This is a genomic window from Phocaeicola acetigenes (genome assembly GCF_027529745.1).
Classification (GTDB): domain Bacteria; phylum Bacteroidota; class Bacteroidia; order Bacteroidales; family Bacteroidaceae; genus Phocaeicola; species Phocaeicola acetigenes.
In genome coordinates this window covers 23,488-40,866 of sequence record NZ_JAPZVM010000012.1, presented here as the reverse complement: position 1 = coordinate 40,866, position 17,379 = coordinate 23,488, and the positions used below count along the sequence as shown (strand labels likewise).

The 17,379-nt window shown below is 46.5% G+C and carries 13 protein-coding genes; 2 read left to right on the top strand and 11 right to left on the bottom strand.

Features of this window, described 5'->3' with window-relative positions; all coding sequences use genetic code 11:
• Positions 1-91 precede the first annotated feature (91 nt).
• The 10 genes from O6P32_RS12070 to rsmA all read right to left on the bottom strand — a co-directional run bounded on the left by O6P32_RS12070 (position 92) and on the right by rsmA (position 13,454).
• Positions 92-1,411 carry a TolC family protein gene (locus O6P32_RS12070; RefSeq protein WP_178266178.1) on the bottom strand — a complete coding sequence of 440 codons (1,320 nt, stop codon included), beginning with the start codon at positions 1,409-1,411 and terminating at the stop codon, positions 92-94.
• Positions 1,408-4,443, bottom strand: coding sequence for an efflux RND transporter permease subunit (locus tag O6P32_RS12065; protein WP_269878765.1), 3,036 nt, complete (start codon positions 4,441-4,443; stop codon positions 1,408-1,410). The genes O6P32_RS12070 and O6P32_RS12065 overlap by 4 nt, the downstream gene beginning before the upstream one ends.
• A gap of 10 nt (positions 4,444-4,453) precedes the next feature.
• Positions 4,454-5,530: an efflux RND transporter periplasmic adaptor subunit gene (locus tag O6P32_RS12060; RefSeq protein WP_178266180.1), complete on the bottom strand. Its 1,077-nt coding sequence runs from the start codon at positions 5,528-5,530 to the stop codon at positions 4,454-4,456.
• 230 nt (positions 5,531-5,760) lie between these two features.
• Positions 5,761-6,780 carry a M20/M25/M40 family metallo-hydrolase gene (locus O6P32_RS12055; protein ID WP_178266181.1) on the bottom strand — a complete coding sequence of 340 codons (1,020 nt, stop codon included), beginning with the start codon at positions 6,778-6,780 and terminating at the stop codon, positions 5,761-5,763.
• Between the two features lie 25 nt (positions 6,781-6,805).
• On the bottom strand, positions 6,806-7,741 hold the full coding sequence (rsgA, locus tag O6P32_RS12050) for a ribosome small subunit-dependent GTPase A (RefSeq protein WP_178266182.1): 936 nt from the start codon (positions 7,739-7,741) through the stop codon (positions 6,806-6,808).
• 120 nt (positions 7,742-7,861) lie between these two features.
• Positions 7,862-8,422, bottom strand: a complete 561-nt coding sequence (gene frr / locus O6P32_RS12045; RefSeq protein WP_178266183.1) for a ribosome recycling factor — start codon at positions 8,420-8,422, stop codon at positions 7,862-7,864.
• A gap of 183 nt (positions 8,423-8,605) precedes the next feature.
• On the bottom strand, positions 8,606-10,414 hold the full coding sequence (locus tag O6P32_RS12040; protein ID WP_269878762.1) for a DUF349 domain-containing protein: 1,809 nt from the start codon (positions 10,412-10,414) through the stop codon (positions 8,606-8,608).
• A gap of 269 nt (positions 10,415-10,683) precedes the next feature.
• Positions 10,684-11,133, bottom strand: coding sequence for a hypothetical protein (locus O6P32_RS12035; protein ID WP_269878760.1), 450 nt, complete (start codon positions 11,131-11,133; stop codon positions 10,684-10,686).
• A gap of 166 nt (positions 11,134-11,299) precedes the next feature.
• Positions 11,300-12,640 (bottom strand): magnesium transporter, encoded by a 1,341-nt coding sequence (gene mgtE, locus O6P32_RS12030; RefSeq protein ID WP_178266186.1) that lies wholly within the window; start codon positions 12,638-12,640, stop codon positions 11,300-11,302.
• 7 nt (positions 12,641-12,647) lie between these two features.
• On the bottom strand, positions 12,648-13,454 hold the full coding sequence (gene rsmA / locus O6P32_RS12025; RefSeq protein WP_269878759.1) for a 16S rRNA (adenine(1518)-N(6)/adenine(1519)-N(6))-dimethyltransferase RsmA: 807 nt from the start codon (positions 13,452-13,454) through the stop codon (positions 12,648-12,650).
• 102 nt (positions 13,455-13,556) lie between these two features.
• On the opposite strand from rsmA, the gene O6P32_RS12020 reads away from it, so the two are divergent.
• Both O6P32_RS12020 and O6P32_RS12015 read left to right on the top strand, forming a co-directional pair.
• Positions 13,557-14,558: a lysylphosphatidylglycerol synthase transmembrane domain-containing protein gene (locus O6P32_RS12020; RefSeq protein WP_269878758.1), complete on the top strand. Its 1,002-nt coding sequence runs from the start codon at positions 13,557-13,559 to the stop codon at positions 14,556-14,558.
• 136 nt (positions 14,559-14,694) lie between these two features.
• On the top strand, positions 14,695-16,152 hold the full coding sequence (locus O6P32_RS12015; RefSeq protein ID WP_269878757.1) for an aminoacyl-histidine dipeptidase: 1,458 nt from the start codon (positions 14,695-14,697) through the stop codon (positions 16,150-16,152).
• A 127-nt stretch (positions 16,153-16,279) separates the two neighbouring features.
• Here the strand turns inward: O6P32_RS12015 and O6P32_RS12010 are convergent, their stop codons facing one another.
• Positions 16,280-17,377 carry a GDP-L-fucose synthase family protein gene (locus tag O6P32_RS12010; protein WP_269878756.1) on the bottom strand — a complete coding sequence of 366 codons (1,098 nt, stop codon included), beginning with the start codon at positions 17,375-17,377 and terminating at the stop codon, positions 16,280-16,282.
• Positions 17,378-17,379: the final 2 nt, after the last annotated feature.

The following is a 17,379-nucleotide window of genomic DNA, read 5'->3' as shown; positions in this document are numbered from 1 at the left end:
ATACTTGTATCGTTGGCTTACGTGACTAGTATCGTGAGCCAACGTGACAAGTCGCGTTTTTTGAGGCAGCAAAGCATCGTTTGAAAGGCATTTACTCCAGGTAAGTAGTGATTCTTCCACTGAGTTGAAGCAGGGAGATTTCACACATCTTCGTGTCGTATTCGGCAGAGAGGATACGTTCTTCGGCATCCAGCAGACTTTTCTGTGCTTCACGCATTTCGATACCCGAAAGGTCGCCCAGCAGATAACGCTCTTTGGCAATTTCATGGTTTTCGCGGGCTGCTATCAGATTCTGCCGTTCCAGATTCAGCAGGCGGAGGTTGTTGCGGTAAGCCTGCCACAGGTTGCTCAGGTCGGCACGAAGTCCCTGTTCCACCTCTTCGCGTGCCAGTTGGGCATTTCGTATCGCCAGACTGGCATTCCGCTTTTCGCGGCGGCGGTTACCGTCGAACAGGTTGAATCCTACGGTGATTCCTCCGCTGAATCCCCAGTTGCTGCGGCTGCGTATGGCATTTACATCGTATTTGTTCAGCGTATATCCATATCCGGCATTCAGCTTTACGTAAGGATAGTTGCGCGACAAGACTTTCTTATAATCCAGTTGGGCAAGGGTAGAGTTCTGGTCGGCTTTCAGCAGGCTGGCATTGGTTGCCAGAGTGGCTTCCCACAACTCACCGAAGTTGAGCCAGTCTTTTACATCAATCAGCGAGTCTTTCACCCGTACCGGACGGTCTACATCCTTGTTGGCCATCAGTTCGTTCAGGTTGATGCGCGAAGTGTGCACCAGTTCCTGCTGCTTCATGTACTGGGCACTGTCGGCATTGAAGTCCACCTTGGCCTGCTGGTAATCCAGACGCGAGAAGTTACCGATGTGATACCGCTCCTCTACGATACGCAGACGCTCTTTTGAAAGCGATACGGCATACCGGAAATTCTTCAGTCGGATTTCCTGCTGCACATAGTTGTAGTATTCGGCAGCCAGCGTGGCGATGAAGTCTTCGATGGCAATGCGGGTATTGGTGGCTCCTTGACGTTCCAGCACCTGCAGTTCCTTATAGGTTGTCGTAATGTTGAATCCGTCGAAAATCGTCCAGTTCAGGTCGATGCCGGCATCCAGTGTCTGGTCGAATACTCCCCGTTGTCTGCTGGTTACATCCGTAGCCCGGTCTTTGCTGTCCGAGTTATCCACACTTCCCGAATATCCCGCTGTAAGGTCAAGTGTAGGCAAGTAGCCTGCATTGGCCAGTGTGGCATTGTTCTTGCTCATCTGTTCCTCGTTGCGGGTGATACGCAGCGAGTAGTTGTTCATCAGTCCTTCTTCCAGACACTGTTTCAAGGTATATTCGTATTGTGCCTGTGCGGGCAGTGTAATACCCGCCAGAATAATTGCTATATAGAGGATACGTTTCATGCCTTCTTGATTTTTTTGCTTCGGTTAGTAGATATATACGAATAAATGGCCGGTACGATATACATGGTGAGGAAAGTAGAAACCAGCATACCTCCCACCACGGCAATACCCATGGCAATACGCTGGTTGGCACCTTCTCCGGTTGCATAAGCCAGCGGAATAAGTCCCAGGATGGTAGACGCACTGGTCATCAGGATAGGACGCAGACGCTGCAAGGCGGCATCGCGTATGGCAGTCATCTTGTCTTCTCCACTCTCCTGTTTCTGGTTGGCAAATTCCACAATCAAGATACCGTTCTTGGCTACCAGTCCAATGAGCATGATGATACCAATCTGGCTGAAGATGTTCATGGTAATGTCGTTGAAGTACATGAAAACCAAGGCTCCTGCAATAGCCAGCGGTACGGTAAGCATGATGATGAACGGGTCTTTGAAGCTTTCGAACTGGGCAGCCAGAATCAGGTAAATCAGAATCAGTGCCAGAATGAAGGCAAACATCAGGCTCGAAGAACTTTCGCGATAATCCTTCGAGTCGCCGGAGAGGGCGGTACGGAAGGTATCGTCCAGTACTTCTGAAGCAATTTTATCCATCTCATCCAAACCTTCGCCAATGGTCTTGCCTTCGGCCAGTCCGGCAGAAATCGTGGCCGACAGGAAGCGGTTGTAGTGATACAGCTTGGGCGGAGTAATCGATTCTACAAATTCCACCAGGTTATCCAGCTGAATCATTTCTCCCTTGTCGCTCCGGATATAGATAGACTTGATGTGTGCCGGCTGGTTACGCTGCTGGCGGTTGATCTGTCCCAATATTTCGTATTGCTTGCCGTTCATGTAGAAATACCCCATACGTTGACCGCTCAATCCGTATTGCAGGGTAGAGGCAATGTCGCGCACGTTCACTCCCATAGTTCCGGCCTTGTCGCGGTTGATGTGGACACGTACTTCCGGACTACTGAATTTTAAGTCTACATCGGCCATCTGGAACACCGGATTGTCGTATACGCGGTTCAGAAACTCAGGCAATACCTTTTCCAGTTTTTCAAGACTGACAGCCTGCAATACATACTGGATAGGCATGCTGCTGCGGCGTCCGCCAAAAGAAGACTGCTGACGTACAAATGCACGTGCTTTGGTCTTGCTCTTGATGGCTTTCGAGATTTTCTCGGCTACTTCCATCTGGGTGTAGTCGCGGTCTTTGATGTCTTTCAGTATGACACTGATGTTTCCGCTACCGCTCGATACACGGGCAGTGACTGCTGCTGCATCGGGCACCAGCGAGTCGACCAGTGCATTGATGTCTTCCGTATAGTCGCGGATGTATTCGTAGCTGGCCCCTTCTGCCGCCTTGGTCATGATGTTGATTTGAGAGCGGTCTTCGAGCGGAGCCATTTCCGAAGGAATGTAGTTCCACAGGAATCCGATGAGTATCAGCGTAAGAATAATAAACGGAATGGCAATGATTCTCTTTTTTAGAAAAGCCTCCAGCGAGCGTCCGTATACCCGGTTCATTCCATCGAAGAAAGGTTCGGTCTTGCGGTAGAACCAACTTTGCTTTTCGCGGTGTTTCAACAGCTTGGTAGCCAGCATCGGAGTAAAGGTCAGTGCGGCAAACGAGGAAATGATAACCGAACCTGCCACTACGAAGCTGAACTCACGGAACAGACGTCCGCTGGTACCTTCCATAAAGACAATGGGAAGGAACACGGCTACCAGTGTGATGGTGGTAGAGATAACGGCAAAGAAAATCTCCTTCGCTCCTTCGATTCCGGCTTCGAAGGGTTTCATTCCCTTCTCGATGCGGATGTAGATATTTTCCGTCATTACGATGGCATCGTCGACTACCAGACCTACGGAAAGCACTACCGCCAGCATGGTCAGTACGTTGATGGAGAATCCGGCCACATACATCACAAAGAATGCACCGATAAGCGATACCGGAATCACGATACACGGAATCAGCGTTACACGCCAGTCGCGCAGAAACAGGAAGATAATGATGATAACCAGTGCAAAGGCTTCGTATACGGTACTTTCTACTTCGGCAATAGACGCACGGATAAACTTGGTATTGTCGAACCCGTAACTGAAGTCTACATCGTCGGGCAAGTCTTTGCGCATCTGTTCCATACGCTGGTATACGGCATCGGCAATTTCAATGTGGTTGGCTCCCGGCTGTGGGATGACTACCACACCTACCATCGGTACTCCGTTCATTTTCATGTAACTCTTGATATCGGCAGCACCCAGTTCGGCATAACCTACATCGCTAAGGCGGATTACCTGACCGTCCACTTCCTTTATCACTACATTGTTGAATTCTTTGGCGGTATGCATCTGCCCCATGGTGCGGAGAGTAAGTTCTACGGTATTTCCTTCTATACTGCCCGAAGGGAGTTCCACGTTCTCATTGTCCATGGCATTCTTGATGTCGACGGGGGTAATGCCATAGCCTGCCATTTTAGTAGGGTCGAGCCACAGACGCATGGAGTAGCGTTTCTCCCCCCAGATGGATACACTACTTACATCGGAAATAGTCTGCAACTGTTCCTTTACGGTGAGATCGGCTATTTCACTCAACTCCAGCAGCGAGCGGCGGTCGCTTCGGATGGCAACCATCAGAATCGGACTGGCGTCGGCGTCGGCTTTCGAAACGGTAGGAGGGTCGCAGTCCCGCGGCAAGTAACGCTGTGCACGCGAAACCTTGTCGCGCACGTCGTTGGCAGCGGTTTCCAGGTCGACAGAAAGTTCAAATTCTACGGTAATACGGCACTGTCCCTGCTGGCTCACACTGGAGAGGGAGCGGATACCGGGAATACCGTTGATGTTCTGTTCCAGCGGTTCGGTAATCTGGTTTTCTATCACATCTGCATTGGCTCCGGAGTAGCTGCAGGTCACGGAGATAATCGGGTTGTCTACCGACGGATATTCACGTACCCCCAAAGTAGTATATCCTATCATACCGAAGAGCAGGATAATAATGGTGAGTACGGTAGCCAATACCGGCCGGCGAATACTTAATTCGGATATATTCATGGCTGCGGTATTAGTTTAGTTGATCAATGGTGACAGGCATTCCGGTACGGAGCTGTAAGGTTCCGGAAGTGAGAATGGTATCGCCGGCAGAAAGGCCTTTTACAATCTGGATTTCAGCTTCCGTACGGATACCGATTTCTACATCTACAGGATATGCTTTTCCGGAACGGTATACAAAGACTTTGTTTTTACCCATTTCGGGAACAATCGCTTCCGAAGGAATGGCAATGGCATCGCTGATTTCTTCCTGTTTCAGCGATACATCGGCATAGCGTCCCGGAAGCAGAAGTCCGTTGTGGTTCGGATAAATGGCACGTACGGTCAGGGTATGTGTCTCGGGGTCGATGCTCGATTCGGTAGCATATACCTGAGCCTTAAACTCTTCCAACTTTCCTTCTATTTTGAAAGTCAGATTGGTACCTTTCCGTATCTGGCGTGCATAGCGTTCGGGCACGGCAAATTCTACTTTAAGCGGCGTAATTTTAGTCAGTTTGGCAATGACGGTAGTAGGAGAGGCATAAGCACCGGTACTTACCTGGCGCAGACCGATTACCCCATCAAACGGAGCACGAAGTTCTGTCATGGCAATGCTGGCTTTTACATTCTCGATGTCGGCATGCAGAGTGGCAAGTTCGGTCTTTACCTGTTCGTAGGCCTCCTTACTCACTGCATCGCGCTGCAGCAGGGCATTCTGACGGAATACCCGGTCTTCTGCCAGAGGCATCTGAGCCTCCAGACGGGCAAGCTGTGCCTGAAGCTGGCTGTCGTTCACTTTAGCCAGCAACTGTCCTTTTTTTACAGAACTACCTTCGGTAAAATTGATGTCTATGATTTTTCCGGAAGCTTCAAACGAGAGGTCTACTTCTTCGTCCGGCATCAACTTTCCGCTGACGAAAAGCTGGTCGGTTATCAGATGCGGTTTTATAATCTGTCCGTTTACGTTTAAAGCTTTTTTACTTTCCTGAGGCTTTACATCTTCTATCTTATTCAGTTCTTCGTTTTCTCTGGGGGTAAAAGTATGAATACCCAGCCCAATCAGACCGGCTCCCACACAAATGATGATTCCCCACTTCATACCTTTGTTCATGTGTTCTTCAAATCTAACTTGTTTCCAATTTTTAACTTTGGAGAGCAAACTTAGGGAAATGTTTAATAAAGAAACATTTTTTTAATGATTTTTTGTATTTAAGTAGGAATGAGCTTTGCAGCCTGTATATTATAAAACATGGGCTTATACGTTACTGCGTATAAGCCCATATACTATACAGATATAAAATGGAGCAGAGTAGCCCTTACTCCATTTAAAACAGTTTGTCTTTAGAACTTCTGATTGGCCATTTTCCATGCACCCAGGAAGGAAGCTTTACTGATTTCCACCACTTTCTCCCAGTTGATTTTGTAAGCTTCATCGCCCGGCATGTGATAATCCGGATGTCCGTTGGTATGATACCACATGATAGGAATCTGCAGGCGTGCAAAAGTGGCATTGTCACTTCCTCCCACAGGGTTGTCCCACGGGCGATAATCCGGTTCAAGTTGCAGGTTGTACTGTTTTACATCCTTTTTCAGCCATTCGCCGAAAGCCGGAGTCGCTTCGGTGTACATAAATGCTACGTGTTTCGGACGTGATTCATCCATGTTACGGCCTATCATGTCGAAATTCAGATACCCCTTCACTTTTTTGATGTCCGGATAAACCTGTGCAAAATACTTCGAACCGAGCAATCCTTTTTCTTCTCCGTCCCAGAATGCGAAAATCACGGTACGTTCCGGCTGTTCTCCTGTAGCCAGAAAGGCACGGGCAATCTGCAGTACTGCCGAAACTCCCGAAGCATTGTCGTCGGCTCCGTTGTAAATCTTGTCTCCGTCCAGCATCGGATCGTATCCCAGGTGGTCGTAATGTGCACCCACAATTACAATTTCGTCTTTTTTCTTTCCCTCTATTTTCCCCAGTACATTGCGCATGGCATATTTCTGATGCACCGGTTGTGCCTTGATTACAGCAATCGAGTCGGGATGAACTTGCAGACGTCCGGGTTTGGCACGTTCTGCACGGTAAGCTTCAAACGGCTGGAAATAACTGTCGAACAGCGGTTCAATTCCCCACAACTGCAACAATGAAGCAATATATTGTCCTGCAATTCGTCCTCCCTGCCATCCTGCTTCCCGTCCTTCCAGTTCGTCGGCAGCAAGAAATCCGATGGTAGCTTCGGCGCTGGCTCTATTGATGGTGGCAAGTCCTTTCTTTTCAGCGTCACACTGCGTGCGCGATGCGGCATCGATTTGGGCACATACGGCACAAATCAGGGCCAAAAATAAAATGCGGAATTTTGTCATGATAATAGGGCTGGTTTTAAGTTTGTTAATAAGCCGAACGGTATTTCCCTTCTTCTTTATCTTCCAGTATATTCAGATAGGAAGTATACCTTGATTCGCTGATATAATGTTTTTCTACGGCTTCACGTACAGCACATCCCGGTTCGTGACGATGTGTACAGTTTCCATACTTGCATTGGGCCGACATTTCGAATATCTCCTTAAAGTAATGACCTACTTCTTCATCCTTCATGTCGAACGTTCCGAATCCTTTGATACCCGGTGTGTCGATGATGTATCCATCTCCTTCTACCGGAAACATTTCGGAGAAAGTAGTGGTATGCATTCCCTTGTTGTGATATTCGGAAATTTCTCCGGTTCGCAGTTGCTGGTCGGGTAGGATGGCGTTAATCAATGTCGATTTTCCCACTCCCGAATGTCCGGAGAACAGAGTGACCTTTCCGGCCAGGCTCTCTTTCAGTTCCTGAATGCCGGTTTGGTTCAGTGCCGAAACCCGATAGCATGGATAGCCGATGTGTGTATACAAGTTGATTAAAGCCTCCAGATAATGCTGTTCTTCCTCGGTATACCGGTCCACTTTGTTGAACACCAGACTTACCGGTACCCGATAAGCCTCTGCCGATGCCAGAAAGCGGTCGATGAAGATAGTCGATGTTTCCGGATAATTTACGGTCACAATCAGCAGACACTGATCCAGATTGGCAGCAATGATATGCGATTGTTTCGACAAGTTGGAAGCCCGTCGGATGATGTAATTCTTCCGGTCTTCTATTTCGGTGATAAATGCCGTACCTTCCGTATTGGGAGCAATTTTTACATAGTCACCCACGGCAATGGGGTTGGTGCTTCTGATCCCTTTCAGACGGAAGTTTCCCTTTATCTTGCATTCTATCAACTGGTTGTCTTCTGTCTTGACCAAGTACCAGCTTCCGGTATTTTTTATAACTAAGCCTTTATTCAAACCTGTGTATTTTTTTAGAAAAGTGAAATAAAAAAGAATGAAGAATGGAACGGAAGAATTACCAGCCTTTCAGGCCAAGTCCATTCTCCGGTTTCTATTCTTCATTCTTCCTTGTTTGTATTATACAGTCATGATTTCTTTGTCCTTGGCTGCCAGCATGTCGTCAATCTGCTTGATAAACTTGTCGTGTACCTTCTGCAGTTTGGCTTCAGAGTTCTTCTGTTCGTCTTCCGGCATACCGTCTTTCACTGCTTTTTTCAGTGCATCCATAGCATCGCGGCGTGCATTACGTACACTGACTTTTGCAGTTTCGCCTTCACCTTTACACTGTTTTGCCAGCTGTTTACGGCGTTCCTCAGTCAAAGGAGGGATACCCAGACGGATGATTTCTCCGTTGTTTTCCGGCATGATACCTAATTCTGAGTCGATAATTGCTTTTTCAATAACGCGGAACATGCTCTTGTCCCATGGTTTGATGGCAATACTGCGTGCATCAGGAGTAGTCACTGCAGCCACATTGTTGATGGGCACCATGCTTCCGTAAGAGTCTACGCGAATACCGTCCAACAGACGTACGTCCGCTTTTCCTGCGCGGATATGTGCCAATGCATCGTCCAAATACATAATTGCCATGTCCATTTTTTCTTCAGCTTCCTGAAGAATCGTTTTAGAATCTGCCATATTGTTGTTCTTTTTAAAGTTTATCAGTTTATAAAATAAGGATTTATGCGAACAAAAATACGTTATTTTTTATTCTTCTGCAATAGTTGTTCTTTAAAAGGTAGAATTATTTGCCGCCGGCTTCAAGACATAAAAAAAACGGCTTGCCGCAGTGGCAAGCCGTACTGATATATGAGAGTCAGACTATTTCTCGTTGGCCAGTGTTTCATCGATAGCCTGTATCTTCTTCACGATAAGTTCCATATCTCCTTTCAGGCGTTCAATTTTTTTGCCGATTTCTCCTACCAGCGAATTGCCTTTTTTCGAACTGGAATTGAGGAAACCCAAATTGTTTTCGTAAGTTTTGATATCGGCTTTCAGCTTTTCGTAGTTACGCATCAGTTTTTCACGTTCGCGGTACAGGTTTTCGGTCTTTCCCAGTCCCGATTTAAATGTATTCAGTTTCTTTTCCGAAGCCGAAAGATGCAACTTGTCGAAAAGTTTGTCTACCAGTCCGTGGAATTCCTTGTAGATACGGTCTTTTTCCTTGAACGGTACGTGTCCCACACTGTTCCATTCCTTAATCAGTTGTCGGATTTCTTCAGATACGTTTTCATCTGTATCTCCCGATGCATCCAGATCGGACAGTTGGCGTATGATTCCTTTTTTCTTTTCCAGATTTTCCATTTCTTCCGAACGTTGTGAAGAAGTCGCCTTGTTCTTCTGGGCAAAGAAATAGTCGCATGCACTGATGAAACGCTTCCATACTCCGTCCGAATGTTTCTTAGCTATCGGTCCTACTGTTTTCCATTCCTTCTGCAGTTTAGTCAGGATTTCGGCTGTTTCTTTCCAGTCTGTGCTGTCTTTCAGGGCTTCTGCCTTTTCGCACAATTCTCTTTTCTTTTGCAGATTAGCTGCCATTTCTTCTTTTACAGCTTTGAAGAAAGCGGCTTTACGTTTGAAGAATTCGTCGCATGCAGCGCGGAAACGTTCGAAAATCTTGACGTTCATTTTCTGCGGTGCAAAGCCTATGGTTTTCCATTTAGCCTGCAATGCCAGTATTTCCTGTGTCTTTTCCTCCCAGTCGGCAAAGGTAGTAAACGTATCATACTCCATTGCTTCCACAATCTCGCAGATTACGGTTTTCTGATCCAGGTTATTCTGCTCTTTTTCTTTTTGTTCCTCAAAATGTTTCTGATGGCGGCGGTTGACAACGGAAGAAGCATCTTTAAATCGTTTCCAGATACTGTCTCTCAATTCTTTTGCCACAGGTCCGATGTTGCGGAATTCCTGATGAAGTTTTTGCAGTTGGTGGAAAGCGGAGACAGGGTCATTGGCTTCTGCCAGCTTTTCGGCAGCTTCACACAAATAAGTTTTCTGTTCCAGGTTTTTCTTGAAGTCGTATTCTCTGAATTCATTGTTCAACTTCACCATGTCATAGAACTTCTCGGTATAGTGCTGGTAGTTTTTCCACAATTCATTGGCCTTGTTTGCCGGTACCAGTTTAATGTCGTTCCATTCCTGTTGCAACTGCTTGAACTCATTGTATATGCTGTTGGTATCTCCTTGATTTTCGGTCAATTCCTTCATTCTCTCCAGAATGGCGAGTTTTTTCTGAAGGTTTTCTTCCTTTATCTGCTCCTGTTCAGCAGCAATACTGTTTCTTTTTTCTTTGATTTGTGCCATTACTTCTTTCATGGCTCCTTCAAGTGGCTCTGCTTTCACTGTGTAGTCTTCGGCAGCGCCTCCGGCTTCTATATACGCCTTATATGCCGCATCCTGTTCGGCATGCAGCATTTTATAGAACGATTGTTTCAGTGAGTCGATTTCCTGTTTGTCTGCATTGCAAGGATCCAGACTGATTTCTTTTAGACGAGCTACAATATCTTCTTTTGTACGTTTTGTGTTATGTACAGCCATATTGTTGTTAGCTTCGTTAGTTGTAACCGAAGTTTCAGGCATGTTGTCTGCATTTACTTCAGTTAAGGGGCGATTGGTGTCATTTGCTTCCATCGTATGTAGAATTTAAAGTATCATCGATACTGTTTATTGTAAAGTTGAATTACAAATTAAGAAAATAAAATCTGATTTTCATATTATTTTGTGAATTATTTTATTGCTTATTGTGCATAAGTTCTTCTGATAGCTGATTTAATGAATTATTCCAATAAATGAAATGCCGTTTCCCATAATAGTGAGAAACGGCATTTCACAAGGAAAAATGACTGATGTTATGAGTCTTGGAAATATTTAAAGCGATGATTGTATTCGGATATCGGTTTTCAAGAGAATATTGGATAGATATTATCTCCCCAATAGTCTAATACTAAAGTCCGAATACATGTTGCCAAAAGTAACCAACACAGTCCACCTGCCAACAAAACTGCTTTTTTATGATGGCAGTAGTAAAGAACAGCTGTTGCTGTAATCGCTATATTACAAAAATCTTGGCATAAGAGTATTACAGATTCTTTAAAAAAGAAAATGTGGGAGGGCAGAGATAAGATAAGCATACCTATATACAAAGGAAGCAAAACTTTTAGCATTCCTGCACTTTTTTCATACTTTGACAAGGCTATATAAAATAATATCGCATAAAAGATTCCTCCTAAAAGTATAGAGAAGGAAAAGTGTGAATCTAACTTCGTTATATACACATCAATGTACCTGAGCACAAATTCTAGCAAAACTCCGGAAAGGGAGAGTAGAAGTAATTTCCCAAATAGTTTCATAATTATTAGCTTAAGTAGTTTTGTAATAATGTTTATAAAAAATAGAATTTAATAGTTATATAAAAAAACAAATTCCGCCTTGGTGCGCATTGTGATGAATGCGTGACGGAATTTGTCAATGCAAAAGTATTTTTTTTAAATAAATATGCAAATTTGTAAGGTGCTTTTATGACAGCAGAACCGTAATCCCCATATACATCAGCATACCGATGATGTCGTTTGTGATCGAGATAAAGGGTCCTGTGGCAATAGCCGGATCTATTTTCAGTTTTTCCAGCGTCATCGGTACCAGCGTACCGAAAATAGATGCAAACATCACTACGGCAAATAGGCTGATGGAAACAGAATAACTTACGGTAGCATGGGCTCCAAAGCGGATAAAGTTATAAATATATACCAGCATGGAGATGATGGTTGCATTGATCAAGGCTACGACCGATTCCTTCAGAACCTGCTTGAATGTATTCTGTGCATCCAGCGAGTTGTTGGCCAAACCCTGTACCACAAGCGCCGACGACTGTGTACCCACATTTCCTCCGGTACCACCAATCAGCGGAATGTAAAGTGCCATTTCCGGATGAGCGGCAAAGGTGGAATCAAAATTTCCCAGAATCATGGAGTTACCTATTCCTCCCAACATACCGATAATCAACCAGGGCAGGCGGGCAGTAGTCTGACGGAATACGTTATCGTCCGATTCTACATCCTGCGACAAACCGGAAGCCAACTGATAGTCTCGTTCTGCCTGTTCACGTACCTCATCCATTACGTCGTCTACGGTAATTCGTCCCACCAGTCGTCCGATACTGTCCACTACAGGAACTGCTACCAAGTCGTACTTCTCGATGACTTGTACCACATCCTCTATCGGTGTATCCACATGCACCGATACCGGATCTTTCTTCATGACATGTTTTACCTTCGAAACAGACGGGCTGGTAATCATCTTCTTCAGTGGAAATACCCCCCGCAGCCGTTCGTCATCATCCACTACATATACGTAATAAATTTCATCCATGTCCTCTGCCTGTATACGCATTTCGCGCAGACACTCGGGCATACTCCAGTTCTCGTTTACGATGACCATTTCCGTACCCATCAAACCACCGGCGGTATCTTCATCGTATTTCAGCAAGTCTACGATGTCTCCAGCCTGTTCGATGTCTTCAATGTGCGAGAGGACCTCTTCCTGTTTGTCTTCATCCATTTCACGGATAATGTCTACCGCATCGTCCGAGTCCATGTAGTCCACAAACCGTTTGGCGATAGTTTCCGAAGGCAACAGATCGAGGAATCGTTTACGCGCATCCTCGTCCATTTCAATCAGCACGTCGGCAGCTTTTTCGTTGTCGAGCAGCAGATAGATAAAACGGGCATCTTCCGCATCCAGTTCGTTGCAGAGTTCTGCGATATCGGCCGGGTGCAGGTCCTTCAATATCTCTTTCAGTTTCTCCGACTCCTTGTTTTCAATCAAGTCGGATACATTTGTCAAGTCATCGTTGTTCATTGTAGTATTACTCCTCTACGTTGCTTGTTTGCGCTCCCAGGGCTTCTTCCACCCGGTTTGTCAGATCAATAAATTCCTGTACCGAAAGCTGTTCCGGCCGTTTGTTGAAGATGGGGTCCGCACTCAGCGGATTTCCTTTTTCCAGAATAGGTGAAATAGAGTTACGCAGCGTTTTGCGTCGCTGGTTGAACGTAGTCTTCACGATTTGCTTAAACAACTTTTCATTGCATCCCAATTCCGTCACCTCGTTTCTGGTCATACGTATCACGGCACTCTTCACCTTGGGAGGAGGGTTAAACACATGTTCGTGCACGGTAAACAGGTATTCCACCTTGTACCACGCCTGTATCAGTACACTCAATATGCCATAAGTCTTGTTACCCGGTTTGGCGGCAATACGTTCTGCCACTTCCTTCTGTATCATACCCGTACAGCAGGGAATCAGGTCCTTATAGTCGAGCATCTTGAAGAAAATCTGGCTGGAAATATTATACGGATAGTTTCCGGTCAGCACAAACGGTTTTCCGTCGAAGAGGGTAGACAGGTCCATTTTCAGGAAGTCCTGTTCGATGATGTTGTCTCCCAGCTGTGCGAAGTTCTCCCGCAGATATGCCACCGATTCAAAATCCAGCTCCACCACCTTTACCGGTCGTTCTTTCCGGATGAGAAACTGGGTTAACACTCCCATACCCGGTCCCACCTCCAGAATCGGAAGCGTAGGGCAGGTGTCCACTGTATCGGCTATATCCAGAGCCACTTGCAAGTCTTTCAAAAAGTGCTGTCCTAAAAACTTTTTGGGTTTTACTGTTTTCATTCCGTATATATTTTCTCGATATTAATATAAGAATTATTCCGGCAAGATGTTATCTTTGCATCATGCAAAGTTAAGCATTAATCTTAAATAAACAGACAGGTTTTGAAACGAACTGATATAAAAATAACAAAGCTCCTGAACAAATCCTTTCAAATCATTTTGCCTTTGTTGTTTGGAGCGGCCATTTTGATATGGACCTATTACGATTTCGATTTTAGTCGTGTGCACGATGTATTGTTCGGGGGAATGCGTTACGACTGGATGCTCTTTTCTTTGGTCTTTGGCGTGTTGGCCCATTTGCTGCGCGGCTGGCGATGGAATCTGGCACTGGCTCCTTTGGGCGAATATCCCCGCCTGTCCAATAGCGTATATGCCATATTCGTATCCTATGCAGCCAATCTGGTCATCCCCCGTATCGGCGAAGTCTCCCGTTGCGGCATCCTTGCCAAGTACGATGGCGTATCCTTCCCCAAGTCCTTGGGTACCGTGGTCACAGAACGCATTATCGATACAGTCTGCATCGGTCTTATTACGTTGGTAACCCTTCTGTTGCAGTCGGGCATCTTTGCTGCCTTTTTCCGTCAGACCGGTACCGATCCCACTTTTTTCCTCAGGCTCTTTTCTTCTACCAACTTCTACATCACCCTCCTTTGTATAGGAGCCGTATTGGTAGGATTAGTCTGGATGATACGAAACCTCTCTCTCTTTGTCAGGATACGCGGTCTTTTCCGCAACATTTGGGAAGGCTGTCTTTCAGTACGTCATGTGCAGCATCCCCTCCTCTTTATACTCTATACCATCGGTATCTGGATTTGCTATTTCCTGCACTTCTATATTACCTTCTACTGCTTCAGTTTCTCTGCCGGTTTAGGCTGGATGGCAGGACTTGTACTCTTTGTTGTCGGCAGTATAGCTGTCATTGTTCCCACTCCCAACGGAGCCGGAGCATGGCATTTTGCGGTCATCACCATGATGATGATGTATGGTGTCAGCAAAGAAGATGCCGGAATATTTGCTCTTTTGGTACATGGAGTTCAAACATTTTTATTAATTTTGTTAGGCATATATGGATTAGTGGCTTTGCCGCTTGCAAATAAGAAGTAAGTGCAGAGTCTTTTTTCATACCTATGAACGTTTGGTTTCAAACTTATATAGGTATGCAAGGTAGCGGGAGCGGTTTGTTCGTTCACTTGTTATCTGGTCTACTGATTAGAACATAAAATTTAAAAACTTTAAACCAATGAATGAAATTCTTTCTTTAGCTCCACAGAATGTGTGGAAGCATTTCTATTCTTTGACTCAGATTCCCCGTCCATCGGGTCATCTGGAGAAAATTCAGGCGTTCTTGTTGGAGTTTGGTAAGAATGCAGGTGTAGAATCTTTCCAGGACGAAGCCGGAAACATCATCTACCGTAAACCGGCTACTCCGGGTATGGAAGATTGCAAAACAGTGATTCTGCAGGCTCACATGGATATGGTTCCTCAGAAGAACAAAGAAACCGTACACGATTTCGTAAACGATCCTCTCCAGCCTTACGTAGACGGTGAATGGGTAAAGGCTAAAGGCACTACATTAGGCTCGGACAACGGTATGGGTGTAGCAGCCATCATGGCCGTAATGGAAGACAAAACTCTGAAACACGGTCCGCTGGTAGCACTGATTACTGCCGATGAAGAAACCGGTATGTACGGTGCATTCGGATTGAAACCCGGAACCATCGAAGGAGATATTCTCTTGAACCTCGACTCAGAAGATGAAGGTGAACTCTATATCGGTTGTGCAGGAGGCGAAGACCTTACTGCTACTCTTGAATACAAAGAAGAACCTACCGATCCGGAAGATGTTGCATTGAAAGTGACATTGAAAGGATTGCGTGGCGGTCATTCCGGTATCCAGATTGGCTGGGGACATGCCAATGCCAACAAGCTGATGGCACGTTTCCTCAATCAGGTGATTACCTACGATGAGGCTTGCCTCGTATCATGGGAAGGCGGTAACATGCGCAATGCCATCCCGCGCGAATGCGAAGTAGTCATCACTGTTCCGGCTACCGAAGTAGAAGATGTATTGGCTTTCGTAGGCGAATGCGAACAGGTATGGCGTGACGAATTTGCTACCATTGAAGAAGGCATCAGCTTCACAGCAGAACGTGTAGACCTTCCGGCTACAATGGTGCCCGAAGAAATCCGTGACAACCTCGTAGATGCTATCTTTGCTTGTCCTAACGGCGTAGAACGTTTCATTCCTACTATCCCCGATACAGTAGAAACTTCTTCCAATCTGGCCATTGTAGAAATCGGTGGCGGTAAGGCAGCAGTGAAAGTACTTACCCGCAGTTCACGCGAATCAATGAAAGACTACCGCAACACAGCCATCGAAAGTTGCTTCTCTATGGCAGGAATGCATGTAGTACGCAGCGGCGGTTATTCCGGATGGGAACCCAATGTCAACTCACCGATTCTCCATGCCATGAAAGAATCTTACAAGGCACAGTTCGGCGAAGAACCGGAAGTGAAAGTCATCCATGCCGGTCTCGAATGCGGTATTATCGGTGCTGTTATCCCGGGTTTAGACATGATTTCCTTCGGTCCGACACTTCAGTGTCCTCACACTCCCGAAGAACGCTGTCTGATTCCTACCGTATCCAAGTTCTACGATTTCCTTGTAGCTACACTGGAAAATACTCCGAAGAAATAAAGCACAAAAAAACGGGGAGACGTTCACAAACGTCTCCCCGTTTTTTTGTATGCAGTTGACAAGGTATCAGTAGACAAGTTGACAAGGCCTTGTTCCCTGAAACCTTGTTTCCTTGTCACCTCCTCACTCAATTCTTATGATTAATGCAAATCCCCTTCAGGTACCACTCATACAGTCTGTGGATACCCTCATCGATTTCCACCTTATGATGCCATCCCAGTCCGTGCAGCTTGCTCACATCAGTCAGCTTCCGCATGGTACCGTCCGGTTTTGAGCTGTCCCAGCGCAGTTCTCCCCTGAAGCCGATTTCTTTCATGATCTTCTCCGCCACCTCACGGATAGACACCTCCTTGCCCGTACCCACGTTGATGTGGCAGTTGCGTATCTCCCTGTCTCCTTCGCGGTACGTATCCCTGAAGTCCACATTCAACAGCACATGCACGCTGGCATCCGCCATCTCCTCGCTCCAGAGAAACTCACGCATCGGTGTACCCGTACCCCAGAGCGTCACCGCTTCCGGCGTGATACCGAACTTTGCCAGCTTCTCCAGAATCACCTCTTCCGAAGCTGTACCGTCCACACCTTCCACCGGTCTCAGGTCCAGGTCCTTGCGTACCGCATTCCAGTCCCCCTCGTTCAGACACTTCGCCAGATGAATCTTTCTTATCATGGCCGGCAGCACGTGGCTGTTCTCCAGGTGGAAGTTATCGTTCGGACCGTACAGGTTCGTAGGCATCACCGCGATGTAGTTCGTGCCATACTGCAGGTTGAAGCTCTCGCACATCTTCAGTCCCGCAATCTTCGCAATCGCATACGGCTCGTTGGTATACTCCAGCGGCGAAGTCAGCAGCACCTCCTCCTTCATGGGCTGCGGTGCCTCCCTCGGATAGATACATGTACTTCCCAGGAAGAGCAGCTTCTTCACCCCGTGACGGAAACTTTCACCGATTACGTTCTGCTGAATCTGCAGGTTCCGGTAGATGAAGTCCGCCCTGTACTGCAGGTTGGCCATGATGCCCCCCACATGCGCAGCCGCCAGTACCACCGCATCCGGCTGCTCCCGGTCGAAAAACTCCCTTACCGCTACCGCGTCCAGCAGGTCCAGTTCACTGTGCGAACGCCCTACCAGATTGGTATACCCCCTCTGCATGAGGTTGTTCCAGATGGCAGAGCCCACCAGTCCGTTGTGCCCCGCCACATATATTTTAGCCGATTTGTCCAGCATTC

Coding starts and splice junctions, on each gene's coding strand:
- mgtE (WP_178266186.1), bottom strand. CDS start 12,640: ATGAACAACGATGACTTGACAAATGTATCCGACTTGATTGAAAACAAG.
- frr (WP_178266183.1), bottom strand. CDS start 8,422: ATGGCAGATTCTAAAACGATTCTTCAGGAAGCTGAAGAAAAAATGGAC.
- O6P32_RS12010 (WP_269878756.1), bottom strand. CDS start 17,377: ATGCTGGACAAATCGGCTAAAATATATGTGGCGGGGCACAACGGACTG.
- O6P32_RS12015 (WP_269878757.1), top strand. CDS start 14,695: ATGAATGAAATTCTTTCTTTAGCTCCACAGAATGTGTGGAAGCATTTC.
- O6P32_RS12040 (WP_269878762.1), bottom strand. CDS start 10,414: ATGGAAGCAAATGACACCAATCGCCCCTTAACTGAAGTAAATGCAGAC.
- O6P32_RS12070 (WP_178266178.1), bottom strand. CDS start 1,411: ATGAAACGTATCCTCTATATAGCAATTATTCTGGCGGGTATTACACTG.
- rsmA (WP_269878759.1), bottom strand. CDS start 13,454: ATGAAAACAGTAAAACCCAAAAAGTTTTTAGGACAGCACTTTTTGAAA.
- O6P32_RS12065 (WP_269878765.1), bottom strand. CDS start 4,443: ATGAATATATCCGAATTAAGTATTCGCCGGCCGGTATTGGCTACCGTA.
- O6P32_RS12060 (WP_178266180.1), bottom strand. CDS start 5,530: ATGAACAAAGGTATGAAGTGGGGAATCATCATTTGTGTGGGAGCCGGT.
- O6P32_RS12035 (WP_269878760.1), bottom strand. CDS start 11,133: ATGAAACTATTTGGGAAATTACTTCTACTCTCCCTTTCCGGAGTTTTG.
- O6P32_RS12055 (WP_178266181.1), bottom strand. CDS start 6,780: ATGACAAAATTCCGCATTTTATTTTTGGCCCTGATTTGTGCCGTATGT.